The 15360-nt window shown below is 67.3% G+C and carries 14 protein-coding genes; 3 read left to right on the plus strand and 11 right to left on the minus strand.

The window, feature by feature from the left end; translation table 11 throughout:
- Together murJ and GY812_09650 are read left to right on the plus strand one after the other, a co-directional pair.
- On the plus strand, positions 1 to 1402 hold a 1402-nt coding region (gene murJ, locus GY812_09645), incomplete at its 5' end, for a murein biosynthesis integral membrane protein MurJ (protein MCP4435742.1).
- Between the two features lie 10 nt (positions 1403 to 1412).
- Positions 1413 to 2195, plus strand: coding sequence for a PspA/IM30 family protein (locus GY812_09650; GenBank protein MCP4435743.1), 783 nt, complete (start codon positions 1413 to 1415; stop codon positions 2193 to 2195).
- Here the strand turns inward: GY812_09650 and proB are convergent, their stop codons facing one another.
- Positions 2196 to 3290, minus strand: a complete 1095-nt coding sequence (gene proB, locus GY812_09655) for a glutamate 5-kinase (protein ID MCP4435744.1) — start codon at positions 3288 to 3290, stop codon at positions 2196 to 2198.
- Positions 3287 to 4600 carry a GTPase ObgE gene (obgE, locus tag GY812_09660; GenBank protein ID MCP4435745.1) on the minus strand — a complete coding sequence of 438 codons (1314 nt, stop codon included), beginning with the start codon at positions 4598 to 4600 and terminating at the stop codon, positions 3287 to 3289. The genes proB and obgE overlap by 4 nt, the downstream gene beginning before the upstream one ends.
- 103 nt (positions 4601 to 4703) lie before the next feature.
- On the opposite strand from obgE, the gene GY812_09665 reads away from it, so the two are divergent.
- Entirely contained in the window at positions 4704 to 5780 is a 1077-nt protein-coding gene (locus tag GY812_09665) for an HD domain-containing protein (GenBank protein ID MCP4435746.1), read from the plus strand.
- On the opposite strand, the gene rpmA is transcribed toward GY812_09665, so the two are convergent.
- From rpmA to GY812_09710, 9 genes are read right to left on the minus strand one after another with little or no spacing between them, the layout of a single operon-like run.
- Entirely contained in the window at positions 5763 to 6023 is a 261-nt protein-coding gene (gene rpmA / locus GY812_09670; GenBank protein MCP4435747.1) for a 50S ribosomal protein L27, read from the minus strand. The two genes, GY812_09665 and rpmA, sit on opposite strands and share 18 nt — an antisense overlap.
- Before the next feature lie 9 nt (positions 6024 to 6032).
- The gene (gene rplU, locus GY812_09675; protein ID MCP4435748.1) at positions 6033 to 6338 is read right to left on the minus strand and encodes a 50S ribosomal protein L21; all 306 of its coding nucleotides are present in this window, start codon (positions 6336 to 6338) and stop codon (positions 6033 to 6035) included.
- A gap of 12 nt (positions 6339 to 6350) precedes the next feature.
- Positions 6351 to 8072, minus strand: coding sequence for an Rne/Rng family ribonuclease (locus GY812_09680; GenBank protein MCP4435749.1), 1722 nt, complete (start codon positions 8070 to 8072; stop codon positions 6351 to 6353).
- Entirely contained in the window at positions 7987 to 8796 is an 810-nt protein-coding gene (locus GY812_09685; GenBank protein MCP4435750.1) for a DUF2344 domain-containing protein, read from the minus strand. The genes GY812_09680 and GY812_09685 overlap by 86 nt, the downstream gene beginning before the upstream one ends.
- Entirely contained in the window at positions 8793 to 10724 is a 1932-nt protein-coding gene (locus GY812_09690; GenBank protein MCP4435751.1) for a TIGR03960 family B12-binding radical SAM protein, read from the minus strand. The genes GY812_09685 and GY812_09690 overlap by 4 nt, the downstream gene beginning before the upstream one ends.
- A 31-nt stretch (positions 10725 to 10755) precedes the next feature.
- Entirely contained in the window at positions 10756 to 11880 is a 1125-nt protein-coding gene (locus tag GY812_09695; protein ID MCP4435752.1) for a rod shape-determining protein RodA, read from the minus strand.
- The gene (locus GY812_09700; protein ID MCP4435753.1) at positions 11880 to 14018 is read right to left on the minus strand and encodes a hypothetical protein; all 2139 of its coding nucleotides are present in this window, start codon (positions 14016 to 14018) and stop codon (positions 11880 to 11882) included. The genes GY812_09695 and GY812_09700 overlap by 1 nt, the downstream gene beginning before the upstream one ends.
- Positions 14019 to 14531 (minus strand): rod shape-determining protein MreD, encoded by a 513-nt coding sequence (gene mreD / locus GY812_09705; GenBank protein ID MCP4435754.1) that lies wholly within the window; start codon positions 14529 to 14531, stop codon positions 14019 to 14021.
- Between the two features lie 10 nt (positions 14532 to 14541).
- Positions 14542 to 15342, minus strand: coding sequence for a rod shape-determining protein MreC (locus tag GY812_09710; GenBank protein ID MCP4435755.1), 801 nt, complete (start codon positions 15340 to 15342; stop codon positions 14542 to 14544).
- Positions 15343 to 15360: the final 18 nt, after the last annotated feature.

The raw sequence follows: 15360 nt of genomic DNA on the forward strand, positions 1-15360 counted from the left end.
CGACGATGCCCCCGGCGACGATGACCCCGGCGACGATGACCCCGGCGACACAGCCTCTGCGCTGATGACCGTGTCGTTCGTTGCCGTCACCGTGCTGTCGGTGCTGGCGGTGCTGGCATCGCCGCTGATCAACCGGCTGTTCGCACTTCCGCTGGACGGTGCCGAGCGTGCCCAGCAGCTGGCGATCGGTGACGACCTGCTGGCGCTGCTGCTGCCACAGATCCTGTTCTACGGGATCACCACGCTTGTGACCGCCCAGTTGCACGCCCGGCGGCGGTTCGTCGCCCCGGCCTTCGCGCCGGTGCTCACCAACGTGGTCACATCTGCAGCCGCACTGGCAGTGTGGTGGCTGATCTCCACGGGACGGACCGACACCGACTCCACGATGACCGTGTACCTGCTCGGCCTGGGCACGACGGCCGGCGTTGCGTCGATGGCAGTGGCGCTGCTCCCCTCCTTGCGCCGGGCCGGGGTACACCTGCGCTGGAGGTTCCAACCCCGCCATCCAGCGGTGAAGAAGCTGGTACGGCTCTCCGGCTGGACGGTCGGGTTCGCCGCGGCCAACCAGATCGCCCTGCTCGTCGTGCTGACCATTGCCCGCGGCGCCGGCGAAGGTGCGGTGTCCGCCTACCAGTACGCATTCATCTTCTTCCAGCTCCCCTACGGCCTCATCGCCGTGTCGATCATGACCGTGATCCTGCCCGACCTGTCCGAGGCAGCCAGCGCCCATGACGTGCCTGCGTTTCGGGAACGGTTCCGCGAGGGCCTGGCGGTGCTGCTCACCTTCCTGCTGCCCGTTGCCGGCGCCTACCTCTTCCTCGGGGCACCGCTGATCGAGATCCTGCTACAGCGCGGCGAGTTCACCGCGGCTGACACGGCCCAGACGGCCGAGATGCTGGCCGGGTTCAGCATCGGTCTGCCCTTCTTCGCAATCTTCCTGTATTGCATCCGCGCGTTCCACGCCCGCCGCAACACCAGGACCCCTTTCTGGCTGAGTGTGTTCCAGAACGGCCTCAACGTGGCCCTCGTGGTCCCCTTCGTGGCCGTACTGGACCAGCCAGGGCTCTCGCTTGCGTACTCGGCCTCGTATCTCGTGGCAGCCATCACAGCGGTGGTGATACTCAACCGCCACGTCAAGGGAACGCTCACCTGGCAGGGCCTGGCGGCCTTCGGCAGGGGCCTCCTGGTCGCCTTGATGGTGCTGCTAGCGGTGGGCATGACCATCTGGTGGGTGCGCACCAACACCGACGCCGGGCCGGTTATGGAGATAGTGATGGCCGTCCTGGTGGCGGCTGTGGTGTTCTCGGGTGGCACCTTCCTGCTGCGCCCGCACGGGTTCGAGGACACCATCGACACCCTGCGTCGGGGACTGCGGGGACGGTGGAGCCGGATGCGCCGCTAGTCTTCGCACCATGTGGAAGTCGATGAAGAAGTGGTGGAAGTACATGGGCGCGAAGGTGTCGTCCGTCTTCAACGAGAAGGCCGACCCCAAGGTCCAGCTCGAACAGGCGATAACCGAGGCGCGCGAGCAGCACAGGCGCCTGAAGGAGCAGGCGGCCAACGTCATCGCCAACCAGAAGCAGAACGAGATGCGGCTCAACGCGTCACTCGAGGAACTCGAAAAGCTCAACCGCAACGCCAGCCAGGCAGTTCTCATGGCCGAGGAGGCGGGCAAGACCGGCGACTCGGCGAAGATGGACGAGTTCACCGCTGCCGCCGAGGCCTTCGCCAACCAGCTGATCGCCAAGGAGCGCGAGGTCGACAACCTCAAGGCGATGTCGCTTCAGGCCACCGAGGCCGCAGCCAAGGCGAAGGGGGCAGTCCAGCAGAACTCCCGACTGCTCCAGCAGAAGCTCGCCGAGAAGCAGCGCCTCCTCAGCCAGCTCGACCAGGCGAAGATGCAGGAGCAGATGAACTCGGCGATGGACACCCTCACCGAGGAAGTCGGCCAGGACGTGCCCACCCTCGCCGAGGTGCAGGAGAAGATCGAGAGCCGCTATGCCAAGGCGATGGGCTCCTCGGAGCTACGCGAGATGGGCGTCGAGTCCAAGATGCTCGAGGTGGAGCAGGCTTCGATGCACACCGAGGCACAGGCCCGCCTTTCCGAGATCCGCTCCAAGCTTGGCCTCGAGGGCGGCACCGCTGATGCGGCCGACCCGGGTGAAGCCGCGGGCGAGACCGCTACCGGTGAGTAGCTAGTCGGCCACGACGACGAGGGCGTCCGCGTGGATGAGCTCGTCGACGTCGTCGGGCAACTCGCGGGAGTGCTTTCCCGCAGCAGCTGACGCCGTTTCGGAATCAGTGCGTGCAAGTCCCTTGGCGATCACCAGGCCGCTCTTGGTGACGACTTCGACCGCGTCCTCGGGTTGGAAGGACCCTTCGACGCTGGTCACCCCTGCTGCGAGCAGCGATCGACCGCCGCCTGTGACGGCCTTGGCTGCACCGTCATCGACGACCAGGCGACCCTTCGGCGGCAGGGCAAAGGCTATCCAGAGCTTGCGTGCGTTGAGCTTGCGGCTGTGGGCGGGTACCCATGTACCCACACCGCTGGCACCGGCCACGGCTTCCTGGAGCACCTGTGGGCGCCTCGCGTGGGCGATCAGGCAACGCACACCCGACCACGAGGCCATCTTGGCGGCAGCCAGCTTGGAGGCCATGCCGCCACTACCGCGGGCGGTACCGGCCCCGGTGCCGACCCGTTCGAGTTCATGGTCGATCTCGGCGATCTCCTCGATGAGCGATGCCTCGGGCTTCAGGCGGGGGTCCGCGTCCATGAGGCCCGCGGTGTCGGTGAGAAGCACCAGCAGCCCGGCGCCCACCAGCTGGGCCACCAGGGCGGCGATGCGGTCGTTGTCACCGAAGCGGATCTCGTCATCCGCGATGGCGTCGTTCTCGTTGACCACCGGCACGACACCCAGCTCGGCCAGCCTCTCGAGCGTGGAACGGGCCTGCAGGTACTGGGCGCGGTTGCCGAAGTCGAGGGGCGCAAGCAGCACCTGACCTGTGGTGAGGCCGTGGGTGGCGAAGGCGTCGTTCCACTCCCCCAGCAGGTGGGCCTGGCCCACCGCCGACACTGCCTGCAGGGTACGGGTGTCACCCGGGCGGTCCTCGGCCTTCCAGCCGAGCGCGGGCAGGCCCGCTGCGATGGCACCGGAGGACACCACGATCGCTTCGTGGCCCGATGCGCGGATCGCAGCCACCTCGGATGCGAGGGCGGCGACGCTCGACGAGTCGATGCTCCCGTGTTCGTCGGTGAGGCTGGAGGTGCCCACCTTCACCACGACCTTCACTGCTTGCGCTCCCTTGCCGTTCGTCGCTGGTTTCCACCGAGGTCGGCCACGGGGTTGTCGTCGAACTCGAATGCGAAGTCGCCGATCACCACGGTGTCACCGTCGCGGGCACCGGCGCGCCGTAGTGCCCTGTTAACGCCGAGGGCATCCAGCCTGCGGCGGGCTTCCTCGAGCGCATCCGGGTCGTTGAGGTCGGACAGGGCCACCGCACGCCGTGCCTCGCGTCCGAGCACCTCCAGCGAACCGTCGGAGTGGCGCACGACGTCGACGCCCTCGGGAGTGGGCCGCAGGGTCACGAAACCTTCGTCGTCGGACTCCGTTTCGCGTTCCTCCTCGACGAGCTGGCGCAGGGACCCGATCAGCTCGGCGGTGCCCTGGCCCGTCACTGCCGATACGACCAGCGCCTGCGGATCCAGCTGTTCGAGTGAGGCGAGCGTTTCGGCGGTGGCCATGTCGGCGCGCGAGCCGATGACGAGCCGGGGGCGGGCCAGCAGCTCGGGGCGGTAGTCGCCGAGCTCGGTCAGTAGCACCTCGAGTTGCTCGGCCGGAGCTGCCTCTGCGAACTCCGCCAGGTCGAGCATCACCACCAGCACCCGCGAGCGCTCGATGTGGCGCAGGAACTGGTGACCGAGCCCTCTGCCCTCGGCGGCGCCCTCGATGAGGCCGGGGATGTCGGCGATCACCATCTCGAATCCGTCGTCGGTGCGCACCACTCCCAGGTTGGGCACCAGGGTGGTGAACGGGTAGTCCGCGATCTTCGGCTTGGCAGCCGACACCCGGGAGATGAGCGTGGACTTGCCCACGTTGGGGAACCCCACGAGGGCCACGTCCGCCAGCAGCTTCAGCTCGAGCACCATCCAGTGCTCCTCGCCCTCTTCGCCCTGCTCGGCGAAGCCAGGGGCGCGACGACGGTTGGAGAGGAACTTCGCGTTGCCCCGACCGCCGCGACCGCCCTCGGCGGCCAGCCAGCGGTCGCCCTCGCGGGTGAGGTCGGCAAGCGGCCGCCCCTCCTGGGTGCGCACCTGGGTGCCGATCGGCACCAACACCTCGATGTCGTCGCCCGCGTGGCCGTGGCGCTTCTTGCCCGACCCGTGCGTGCCGGATGTGGCCTTGCGGTGAGGATGGTCCCTGAATGCGATCAGCGAGGCAGTGTTGCGGTCGGCCACCAGCCACACGTCGCCACCGTCACCGCCATCTCCGCCGTCAGGACCACCCATGGGCGTGTGTGCCTCGCGCCTGAACGACACCGAGCCCGCGCCACCGTCACCGCCGCGCACATTCAGGCCACACTCGTCGACGAACTCTGACACGCGCACAGGATAGGGGCGCGCGACTGTCACACCCGATACCTATTCTCTCTTGTGTGGACGGGACCTTGTCGTGAACGAGAGAACAGAGCGTTGGGCTTCCACCATGGGTGGGCACTCCGGTGGGGAGTTCGCGGCCACTCCGCTGCGCCATGCCCATGAGGGTGGGGCCAACTCGCTTGCCGGCGCACCTTCAGGTCGGGAGCAGCGCGAGGAACGGGAGGCCGCGACCCTGGCGGCCGGTGCAACCCTTGCGGTGGGAGCAGGTAGACGCGCACGCGACGAGGAACCGGATCCGGACAGGACCTGCTTCGAGCGTGACCGTGACCGGATCCTGCATGCCAATGCGTTTCGGCGCCTGGCGGGGAAGACCCAGGTGTTCGTGTTCCCCGAGGACCACCAACGCACCCGGCTGACCCATGCGCTCGAGGTGGCCCAGGTGGCCACAGCAATCGCTGGTGCCGTCGGAGCCAACGTCACGCTCACCGAGGCGATCGCGCTGGGCCACGATTGCGGCCACGGCCCGGGTGGACACGCTTCCGAGGACGCGTTCTCGCCATATGTCGACGGCGGCTACGACCATGCGGTGTGGGGTGCCGAGGTGGTGCTGGAGCCACTGAACCTTTGCGCCGAGACCCTCGACGGCATTGCCAATCATTCCTGGTCACGGCCGCTGCCCTCCACACCGGAGGGCGAGATCGTGTCCTGGGCGGATCGCATTGCCTACGTGTGCCACGACATGGAAGACGCATCACATGTGGGCATCGTGAGCGACGACATGCTGCCCGAGGTGGTCCGCGAGCGGTGCGGCACGCGGCGCAGCCGACGTCTGGATGCGTTCATACGCGGCGTGGTCGATGCCATTCGAGACACCTCCACGGTGGGCATGGCCGAGCCGCTCGCCGAGGCGCTCGCCGCTTTCCGCGCCTTCAACTACGAGCACATCTACATGCGCCCGGCGTCGCTGAGGCAGTCGGAGTCGGTGATCCGGGTGCTGCGGGCACTCGTGGAGTACTACGCGGACCGACCCAACGTGCTGGGTGCGACCGGTGTGGAGCCAGGCAGCGACGAAGCCCTGCGCGAGGCAGTCACATGGGTCGGTGGCATGACAGACCGATATGCCTTCGCCGAAGCGAAGGCGCGGCTCGGGTGGCGCTCGGAGGACCTACCCGTCGGTGTCTGACTGGATGCTGACGACCTTGCGGTTGCGGCGAGTGCCGTAGCGCACGGTGCCATCAGCGAGCGCGAACAGCGTGTCGTCGCCACCCTTGCCGACGTTGTCGCCGGGGTGGATCCGGGTTCCGCGCTGGCGAACCAGGATCGACCCGGCGGTCACTGTGCCGCCGTCGTAGACCTTGACGCCGAGGCGCTGTGCGTTTGAGTCGCGCCCGTTGCGTGTTGAGCCGCCGCCCTTTGTCTTCGACATCTCGTTACCTCAGCCGGCGCTGATGCCGGTGATCTCGATGGTGGAGTACGCCTGGCGGTGACCCCACCGACGGCGCTGGTTCGACTTGTTCTTGTAGGTGAAGCCCTGGATCTTGCGGCCCCGACCCTCGTCGACGACCCGAGCCGAGACGGTTGCCTTGGCGGCATCGTCGCCTGCGATCACGTTGTCCCCGTCGACGAGCAGCACTGCGGGCAACTCGACTGTGGAATCGGGCTCACCGACGCGCTCGACGCGCAGACGCTGGCCCTGCTCCACTCGGTACTGCTTTCCACCGGTCTTCACGACTGCATACATAGCTTGACCATGCTACTTGTCGGACTTTCCCGTGAGCAAAGCATCCTCCACGACCAGCCCGCGACCCCCACAGTCCTCACAGCGGTGGGCAACGGTCTCGAGCAGTCCCTCACCGATGCGCTTGCGGGTCATTTCGACCAGCCCGAGCTCCGAAATCGGGAACACCTGGGTGCGGGTCTTGTCGCGGCGCAGTGCTTCTTTGAGCTTGCGAACGACCTGATCGCGGTTCTCGCGAACCTCCATGTCAACGAAGTCGACCACGATGATGCCACCGATGTCACGCAGGCGGAGCTGACGGGCGATCTCTTCGGCGGCCTCCAGGTTGTTGTGGAGCACGGTTTCCTCGAGGCTCGAGGAGCCCACGTTCTTGCCCGTGTTGACGTCGATGACCGTGAGGGCTTCGGTGGCCTCGATGATCAGCGAGCCACCGGAAGGAAGCCACACCTTGCGGTCGAGTGCCTTCGCCAGCTGTTCGGACACGTGGTAGCGCTCGAACATCGCAAGCGGGTCCGCGTTGTCATAGAGCTCGACCCGTTCCGCGAGTGCCGGAGCCACGGTCTCGGCGTAGGAGCGGATCTCCTCGAAGAGCTCGGGATCATCGATCATCACCGAGCGGAAGTCGGCGTTGAACTCCTCGCGGATCATCCTCACCGCCATCGGCGGCTCGCGGTAGATCAGCCGCGGCGAGTTCTGGCCCTGTGCGATCTTGTTGATCTCCTCCCACTGGGCGGCGAGGTGCCGCACGTCGCGCTGGATCTCCTCGGCGGTGACGCCCTCGGCGGCGGTGCGCACGATCAGGCCGTGCCCCTCGGGGCGGGCCTTGTCGAGGATCTTGCGCAGGCGTTTGCGTTCCTGGTCCGCAAGGCGCTTGGAGATGCCGATCGTGTTGGAGTTGGGCACAAACACCACGAATCGGCCCGGAATCGACACTTCCTGGGTGAGCCGGGCGCCCTTGTGGGCAATCGGGTTCTTGGTGACCTGGCACAGGATCGTCTGGCGGTCCTTGAGCACCTGCTCGATGCGGGGTTTCTCGCCCTTCTTGACGCCCTCGATCTCCGAGGGGTCCCAGGTGATGTCGGAGCGGTACAGGACCGCGTTCTTCGGCGTGGCGATGTCCACGAACGCCGCTTCCATGCCCGGAAGCACGTTCTCGACGCGACCCACGTAGATGTTGCCGTGGATCTGGGCGACGTCGTCGCTCGGGCGTGCCACGTAGACCTCGGCGAGTGACCGACCCTCGAGCACAGCTATGTACGTCACTCCGTCGGTGACGTGCACCATCATCTGGTAGCGGCCGAGCGCCTTGCCGTCCTTGTATGCGCCGCGGCGCTTGGCCAGCTGCTCCTCGTCGAGTTCGACCGCCTCGAGATCGTCGACCTTCACCGACACCGGAGCCGGTGCCTTGCGGCGACGCTTGCGGTTGCGACCGCCGCCCTGCCTGGTCTGGCCGTTCTGGTTGCTGTTCTGGCCGTTCTGGTTGCTGTTCTGCTTCTGGCCCTGCTTCTGGCCCTGGTTCTGATTGCCCTGGCTCTGATTGCCCTGGCCGGATCCGCCGCGCTTGCGCCGGCGGCGGTTGCGGGAACCGGAGCCGCCCTTGCCCTCGGGCTTGGCCCTGTCAGGATTGGACCCCTTGTCAGTGTTGGGCTTGTCAGTGTTGGGTGCCGGCCGGCTGTCGCCGATCTTCGGCTTGCGGGGCTCCGTCTGGGGAGTCTTGTTGCTGTTGTCTTCGGTCATTGTTGAGTCCTTTCGACGGCTGGGCGAGCCCGATTGGCTCGCGGCGCTCGCCGTCGCTGTAAATCCATTGGTGTGTCCGCCTCACGAGGAGCGGCTCGGTCACACCGAGCGTTTCCAGGAGTTCTGCGGGTCGGACGCTGCGAGGTTTGGTTCCGAGCTCTGCTCTGAGCACAGTTCGTGCCGAGCGACCCGGTGGGATCACCACCAGTTCGCGCAGAAGGGGGCGCAGGTCCTCGCGTATCTGCTTTCCCTTGCGGACGATCTCGATTCCGTATTCTTCGGCGGCGAGCAGATCCCCCACCCGTTGCGCCAGCACATCGGCCGCAGGCTCACCCGCGGCCAGGTGGATCTCCCACGTCGTGGACTCCACGGAGTCCTGCAACGAAGGTGATCCGGTCGGCACCGCGGATCCCGCGGTGATGTCCAGTCCCTTGGGCATGCATTCGGCGAGCGCCGATGCGATTGCCTCCGGGTTGCGGATCCCGACACGATCGGCGTCGAGCTCCACTTCGATGTATTCGCCGTCGGACTCATAGCCCGTGGAAAGGGCGAGCCCGTACTGCAGCTTCGGCCGGGGCGAGTAACCCTGGCTGTAGGCAACCGGTACCCCGGCGCGCCTGATGGCACGCTCGATGACCCGTGCGACGTCACGGTGTGACAGAAAGCGGATCTTTCCACCCACGCGGTAGCGGATCCGCACACGGTCGTTGGGCACGACACTCACCGCGCCGCTCCGATCTGCACCGGCACCGACACCGGCACGGCGTCCAGATCCTGGCCGGTGCCCTGGCTTCCACCGGCGGGCGGCACGGCCGAGGCGACGACATGCTCGACGCCGTAGCCGGTGCACGCGCCACAGTCGTAGCAGGGCGTCCAGCGGCAATCGGGCAGGCCCACTTCCTCGAGGGCGTCCTGCCAGTCCTGCCACAGGAAGTCCTTGTGCAGGCCGGCGTCGAGGTGGTCCCAGGGCAGCGGCTCGTCTTCGGTGCGGTGCCGGTGGGCGAACTGCTCCACGTCGAGACCATGGGCCCCCAGTGCCTCTGTCCAGGTGTCGAGTTCGAATCGCTCGGACCACTCCTGGAACGTGGCGCCGTTGCGCCAGGCATCTTCGATGACCGGGCCGAGCCGGCGGTCACCGCGGCTCAACACGCCTTCGATCACGCTGGCACGGGTGTCGTGCCACTTGAGCTGGACGTTGCGGTTCTTGCGCAGGGCGTCGCGCAGCAGGGACACCTTGCGATGCAACTCGACCTCGGTGTTCTGGCCGAACCACTGGAACGGCGTGAAAGGCTTCGGCACGAAGCCGCCGACGCTCACCGTCACCGAGGGGCTCTTGAGATGGCGACGCCCGATCTCGATGCAGTTCTCCGCCATGGCTGCGATTCCGAGGGTGTCCTCGTCGGTCTCGCTCGGCAGGCCGATGAGGAAGTAGAGCTTCACCCGGCGCCAACCCTGTGAGTAGGCGGCATCCACCGCCGAGTACAGGTCTTCCTCGCGGATCAGCTTGTTGATGACCTGCCGCATCCGCCAGGTGCCCGCCTCTGGTGCGAAGGTGAGCCCGGTTCGGCGGCCTTTCTGTATCTGGGCCGCGATGTCGACGCCGAAGGCATCGACCCGCAACGATGGAAGCGAGACCGAGATCCGGCCTTCGGTGTCGTTGGCCACCACCTCGCCCACCACGTCGGCAATGCCGGAGAAGTCGGCGGTGCTGAGCGAGGTGAGCGCGACTTCGTCGTAGCCGGTGCGCTCGATGCCGTCACGGACCATCTGGGAGACCTGCTCGGCGGGTCGCTCGCGCACCGGTCGCGTGATCATGCCCGCCTGGCAGAACCTGCATCCCCGGGTGCAGCCGCGGAAGACCTCGACGTTGAGCCGGTCGTGCACGACTTCGGTGACGGGCACCATCTGGCTGGCCGGGTACGGCCATTCCGCCAGGTCGGTGATCGTGCAGCGCGACACGACTTCGGGGGCCTCGGGCCACACCGGCTCCGTGGTGCCCGCCTCGGTGACCTCGTAGGCGGCCGGCACGTACACGCCCTCGATGCCGGCAAGGCTGCGCAGGAGGTCTTCGCGTGTACCGGAACCTGCCTTGTGGGCAGCCACGGCCTCGGTGATGTGGGCGACCACTTCCTCGCCGTCGCCCAGCACCGCTGCGTCGAGGAAGTCGGCCAGCGGTTCGGGGTTGTAGGTGCAGTGCCCACCCGCAATCACCAGCGGGTGCTCCGGACCGCGATCCGCGGCACGCACGGGCGCGCCTGCGAGGTCAACGCAGTTGAGCAGGTTGGTGTAGGTCAGCTCGGCGGACAGATTGAACGCCAATATGTCGAAGGCACCGGCCGGTCGGTGTGTGTCGACGCTGAACAGCGGCAGGCCTTCGGCGCGCAGCTGTTCCTCGAGGTCGACCCATGGGGCATAGGCCCGCTCGGCCACCGCGTCGGGCCGCTCGTTGATGATCTCGAAGAGGATCTGCAGACCCTGGTTGGGCTGGCCGATCTCATAGGTGTCGGGGTAGGTCAGCAGCCACGAGACCGCATCGGCTGACCATTCGGGCTCCACTACGCCCATTTCGCAGCCGATGTAGCGCGCGGGCCGCTGCACCCTGTGAAGGAGGGGTTCCAGCCGGTCGAAAATCGGCTCGGGCGGTCCAGCCATGATCGATCTACTCTACCGGTCGGGCGGGTTCTCAGGAGAACCGGTGCATGTGCACCGACTGGACCACGCCGACGGCGACGAAGCTGGCCATGATCGACGATCCGCCGTAGGAAACGAAAGGCAGAGGGATGCCGGTCACGGGCATGATCCCCAGCGTCATACCGATGTTCTCGAACATGTGGAACAGGAACATCGACAGGATCCCGACGCACAGCAGGGTTCCGAGCTTGTCCGGCGCCAGCTGCGCCGCCCGCCAGATCCGCCAGATGATCACACCGAGCAGGCCCACGAGCAGCGCCGAGCCGAGGAATCCGAACTCCTCGCCCACCACCGTGAATATGAAGTCCGACTCCTGCACGGGCACGAACCCGCCCCGCGTCTGGGGCCCGTCACCGAACCCGTACCCGGTCAGCCCGCCAGATGAGATCGCGGTCTGTGCCTGGGTGACGTTGTAGGACTGGCCGTCGGTGGACAGGAAGTCGCTCAGGCGGTCCTGCTGGTACTCATCGAGCATGCCGGAGCCGAGCAGCAGCGCCACGGCCGCCACACCCACAACGGCCAGGCCGGCCAGGTGGCGCATCTGTACGCCACCGACCACGAGCATCCCCAGTGCGATCGCAGCGAACACCAGCGCCGAGCCGAGGTCGGGCTGCAGGAGCAGGAGTCCGAGCGGAACCGACAGCAACCCGAGTGCCACACCGAGTCGCCGCAGGTCCACTCGGTCGACCGAGCCCAGGTAGGCACCGACGGCCAGGATCGTGGCGAGCTTGGCGAGCTCGGCCGGCTGGAACGACAGCGGGCCCAGGCGGTACCAGCCGGTGGTGCCGTTGATGGTCGCGCCGAGGGGTGTCAGCACCCCGAGCAGCGCCAGGATCGAGACGCCGTAGATGATCTGCCACCAGTCGGCGATCCGCCGATAGTCGATCAGCGATGCGGCGGCCATCAGCCCGAAGCCGACCACCACGAAGAAGACGTGACGGTAGATCAGCCCTGTGTTGTCCTCGGTGTAGCGCGTGGCACCGAACACCATCACCGCGCCCATGACCGTCACGACCGATACAGCGGCGAGGAGGATCCCGTCGATGTGGCGCCAGGGTGCCGTCAGGTCACGGGCTGAGAGGCTGGCGCCGGGTGTGCGGGTGGAGGAGCTCAGCATCAGCCGACCTCCTCGCCTGCCGCGACGGCAGCCGCCTCGGCGTTGTATTCCTCGCACTCCGTGCGCTCGGGTTCGGTCACCGGACAGGCCAGTGGCAGCTCACCGTTCGAGGCGGGCGCGAGCACCTCGAACGCCAGCGGAGCCGCATAGGTTCCACCGAACCCGGAGTTGGGCAGGATCACCGAGATCGAATGCGTGGGCGCCTGGTCGCCCACGGCCGGGCCCCAGCCTGCGAACACCGACGTGTCCTCCTGGCCGTTGACCTCGCCGGTGCCCGTCTTGCCGGCGAACGGCCACGCGGTGCGGTTGGCCTGCCATGCCTCAACAGCGGTGCCCTCGCCGCTCTGGGTGACCCCGAGCAGGCCTTCGAATATCTGGATGTATCGGTCGGGCGCAATCTCGACCCGGCCGGTTTCGACCGGTTCGATCGTGCGCACCACCTCGTAGTTGCCCTTCGACCCGGGGTCGACGGTGGGGTCGATCGCCCTCGTGGTCTGCAGGCCCACGTGCGGCTGCAGCACAGAGCCACCGTTGGCGATCGTCGAGTACACGCTGTTGAGCTGCAGCGGGGTCATCAGCACGTCGCCCTGACCAACCCCGGTGTTGAGGTTGTCGCCCACGAACCAGTCGCCGGTGAGAAACAGGTCGGGGTTGGCTTCGTAGGCCTCCTTGCGCCCTTGGGGGGTCGGCACGCGCCCGCCCGCCTCACCCGGCAAGTCGATGCCGGTGCGGGTTCCGAGCCCGAAGCCCTTCGCCGCGTCCTGGATCGGCGTCTCGCCGTAGGTGTCGCGACCGCGCCACAGCTGGTCGGAGATCCAGTAGTAGTAGACGTTGGAGGATACCGTGAGCGAGCGGGCCAGATTGACCCGCCCATTCGCGGCACCACCGGAGTTGCTGAACTCGCACTTGCCGCCCCTGCAGCCCTCGATCGTGTACACGCCGGCATCGGCGTAGCTGTCGTTGCCGGGGCGCAGGAACCCCGACTGGATCCCCGCCAGCGCGGTTATCGGCTTGAACGTTGAGCCCGGCGCATACTGGCCCTGGGTGGCCCAGTTGTTCAGTGGCAGCCCGGATGCCGGATCCTGGAACTGGTCCCACAACGCGGTGGGGATGCCGTTGACGATCAGCCGCAGGTCATATGTCGGGTAGCTGGCCATGGCCAGCACGCCGGCGGTCGTGGGATCGGTGACGACGACCGCCCCCTGGCGACCCGGCTGGTCAGGCGACGGATCACGCAGCCCCTCGAGGGTGTTGGCCAGCTCCGCCTCGGCGTGGGCCTGCAAGTCGATGTCGAGGGTCAGCCACAGGTCGTCACCTGCCTGCGGCGGCGTGTCCGACACCACGTCGAGCAACTCACCCTTGGCGTTCACCTCGATGGTGCGCTCGCCCGGAACGCCGCGCAGGTCGGCCTCGTAGGCGCGCTCCACGCCGGTCTTGCCGATGCTGTCACCGGCTTCATAGGGCTTGGGCTCGACCCCCGGCACGGTCGTGGTCGTCTCCGCCACTTCGTCCGAGCCCGGCACCTCGCCGCCGCGGGCCAACAGCTCCTCGTCGCTGATCTCGCCGACGTAGCCGATGATGTGGGCGGCCAGCGGGCCGTACGGGTACTCCCGGACCGTTCGCCTGTCCACCACCACGCCGGGGTAGTCCTGTGCACGCTCGGTGAGGAACTGCTCCACCTCCACCGACACGTCCTCGGCGACGGGCACCGGCTCCTGGGGCGAGTACCGCTTGTCCATGAAGCGCTCCCACACGTCGTCGGGTGTGGTGGCCACCCCCAGCGAGGACAGTGCGGAGGCGATCGCCTCGAAATCGGGTGACAGTCGCTCACGGATCTCGGGCAGGTCCGATTCCACGGAGTCGTCGAGGCCGCGGATCTTCTCGCGCAACGGCTCGCGGTCGAGGCCGACCACGATCGTCGTGCGGTTGTCGACCAGCACCTTGCCGTTGCGGTCGAGGATGCGACCCCGCGGACCCTCGGTCTGGATCACGCGCAGGCGGTTGGAGACCGAAGTCGCCTCGAACTCCTGGCGCTCGATGCCCTGCAGGAACCAGAGGCGCGCGAACAGGGCCAGGAACAGTGAGATCGCCACGATCCCGATGGCTCCCAGGCGCACCTGGCTCGAATCAGTGTCCATCTACCTGACCGGCCTCAACTCGGGTTCCCGGCCGGCCCAGCGGGCGACGGGCAGCACGATCGGGCTGAGCAGCACGTTCCATGCAGTCACGATTCCGATGATGCGCCACAGGTGGTCGTCTCCGAGGGTCGATTCTCCGAACAACGCCGCCACCACCGCATAGAGCATCACTGCGGCGGCACTTCCGAGCGCCATGAGTCCGGCGTCGATGAAGTGGCTGCGCCTCGCGACCGCATCCGACAGCCGACCCACCCCGTAGCCCGCGACGCCCCAGGCCAGGGCGGTCACGCCGAAGCGTCCGGAAAGGATGAGATCGGCCAGCAGTCCAGCTACGAAGCAGACCACGACACCGCGTTCAGGACCCCACGCTACGGCCGTGGCGATCCCGACGGCCAGCAGCAACTCGGGGTGAACCGAGAAGACCCTCAGTTCGTCGAACAGGCCCACCTGCAGCACCAGCGCCACGAACAACACCAGCGCGGTGCGGGCGACCATGCGGATTTCCTCGGTCACGGCGCAACCCTCACGCGGGTGGCACCCACTTCAGCACCTGGACGACGTCGATCTGGCTCAGCTTGGCGGCCAGCTCCACATCGAGAATCAGGCTCCCCGCCGCCTGGTCGGGCTGCACCTCGGTGACGGTGCCGATCGGCACGTCCGGCGGCATGATGGCGCGCAGAAGGCCGCTGGTGAGCACTACGTCGCCTTCCTCGACCGGGTCGGTCAGCTCGATGCCCTTGTAGACGATGAACGGCCGGCCTTCGCCGGACCCGTGGCCGATGCCCAGGTCCTGGGTGTCGGCGATGCGCACCCCCAGCTCGAAACTCGGGTCGGTGATCAGCTGCACGATCGAGCGGTTCGAGGACACGCGCTCGACCCGGCCGAGCAGCCCCCCACCGGTCATCACCGGCATGCCCACCTCGATGCCCGAGTTGGCTCCCTTGTCGAGCTCGATTCGGTGGTCGGTGAAGTTGTTGCGGGGGCCCGTTGCCACGCGGGCGATCTCGCTCGGGATGTCACCGATGGAGCCGATGTTGAGCTCCGCTCGAAGCTTCTCCAGCTGTTCGGTCGCGTTGCGGTCGCGGATCTCCTCTCCGGCGACATCGTCGAGCTGGGCGCGTAGCTCCTCGTTCTCCGCCTCCAGTTCCTCGTAGCCGCTGATGCCCTTCCAGGCGTTGCGGAGCGGTGTGGTCACCCAGCGCACGGCGCCGGACAGAGGTGACACCACGTCCGAGGTGGCGTTGCGCACGGGGTCGAAGAAGTTCCCCCCGAGAGCGTCGACGGTCACGAGCGTGACTGCCAGCAACGTGATGATCAGCAACACGCGCCGGGAGCGGCGTTT

This window comes from Actinomycetes bacterium (assembly GCA_024222295.1).
In the GTDB taxonomy this organism is placed as follows: Bacteria; Actinomycetota; Acidimicrobiia; order Acidimicrobiales; family Microtrichaceae; genus JAAEPF01.

Coding starts and splice junctions, on each gene's coding strand:
- GY812_09650 (MCP4435743.1), top strand. CDS start 1,413: ATGTGGAAGTCGATGAAGAAGTGGTGGAAGTACATGGGCGCGAAGGTG.
- GY812_09665 (MCP4435746.1), top strand. CDS start 4,704: ATGGGTGGGCACTCCGGTGGGGAGTTCGCGGCCACTCCGCTGCGCCAT.
- rpmA (MCP4435747.1), bottom strand. CDS start 6,023: ATGTCGAAGACAAAGGGCGGCGGCTCAACACGCAACGGGCGCGACTCA.
- rplU (MCP4435748.1), bottom strand. CDS start 6,338: ATGTATGCAGTCGTGAAGACCGGTGGAAAGCAGTACCGAGTGGAGCAG.
- GY812_09680 (MCP4435749.1), bottom strand. CDS start 8,072: ATGACCGAAGACAACAGCAACAAGACTCCCCAGACGGAGCCCCGCAAG.
- GY812_09690 (MCP4435751.1), bottom strand. CDS start 10,724: ATGGCTGGACCGCCCGAGCCGATTTTCGACCGGCTGGAACCCCTCCTT.
- GY812_09695 (MCP4435752.1), bottom strand. CDS start 11,880: ATGCTGAGCTCCTCCACCCGCACACCCGGCGCCAGCCTCTCAGCCCGT.
- GY812_09700 (MCP4435753.1), bottom strand. CDS start 14,018: ATGGACACTGATTCGAGCCAGGTGCGCCTGGGAGCCATCGGGATCGTG.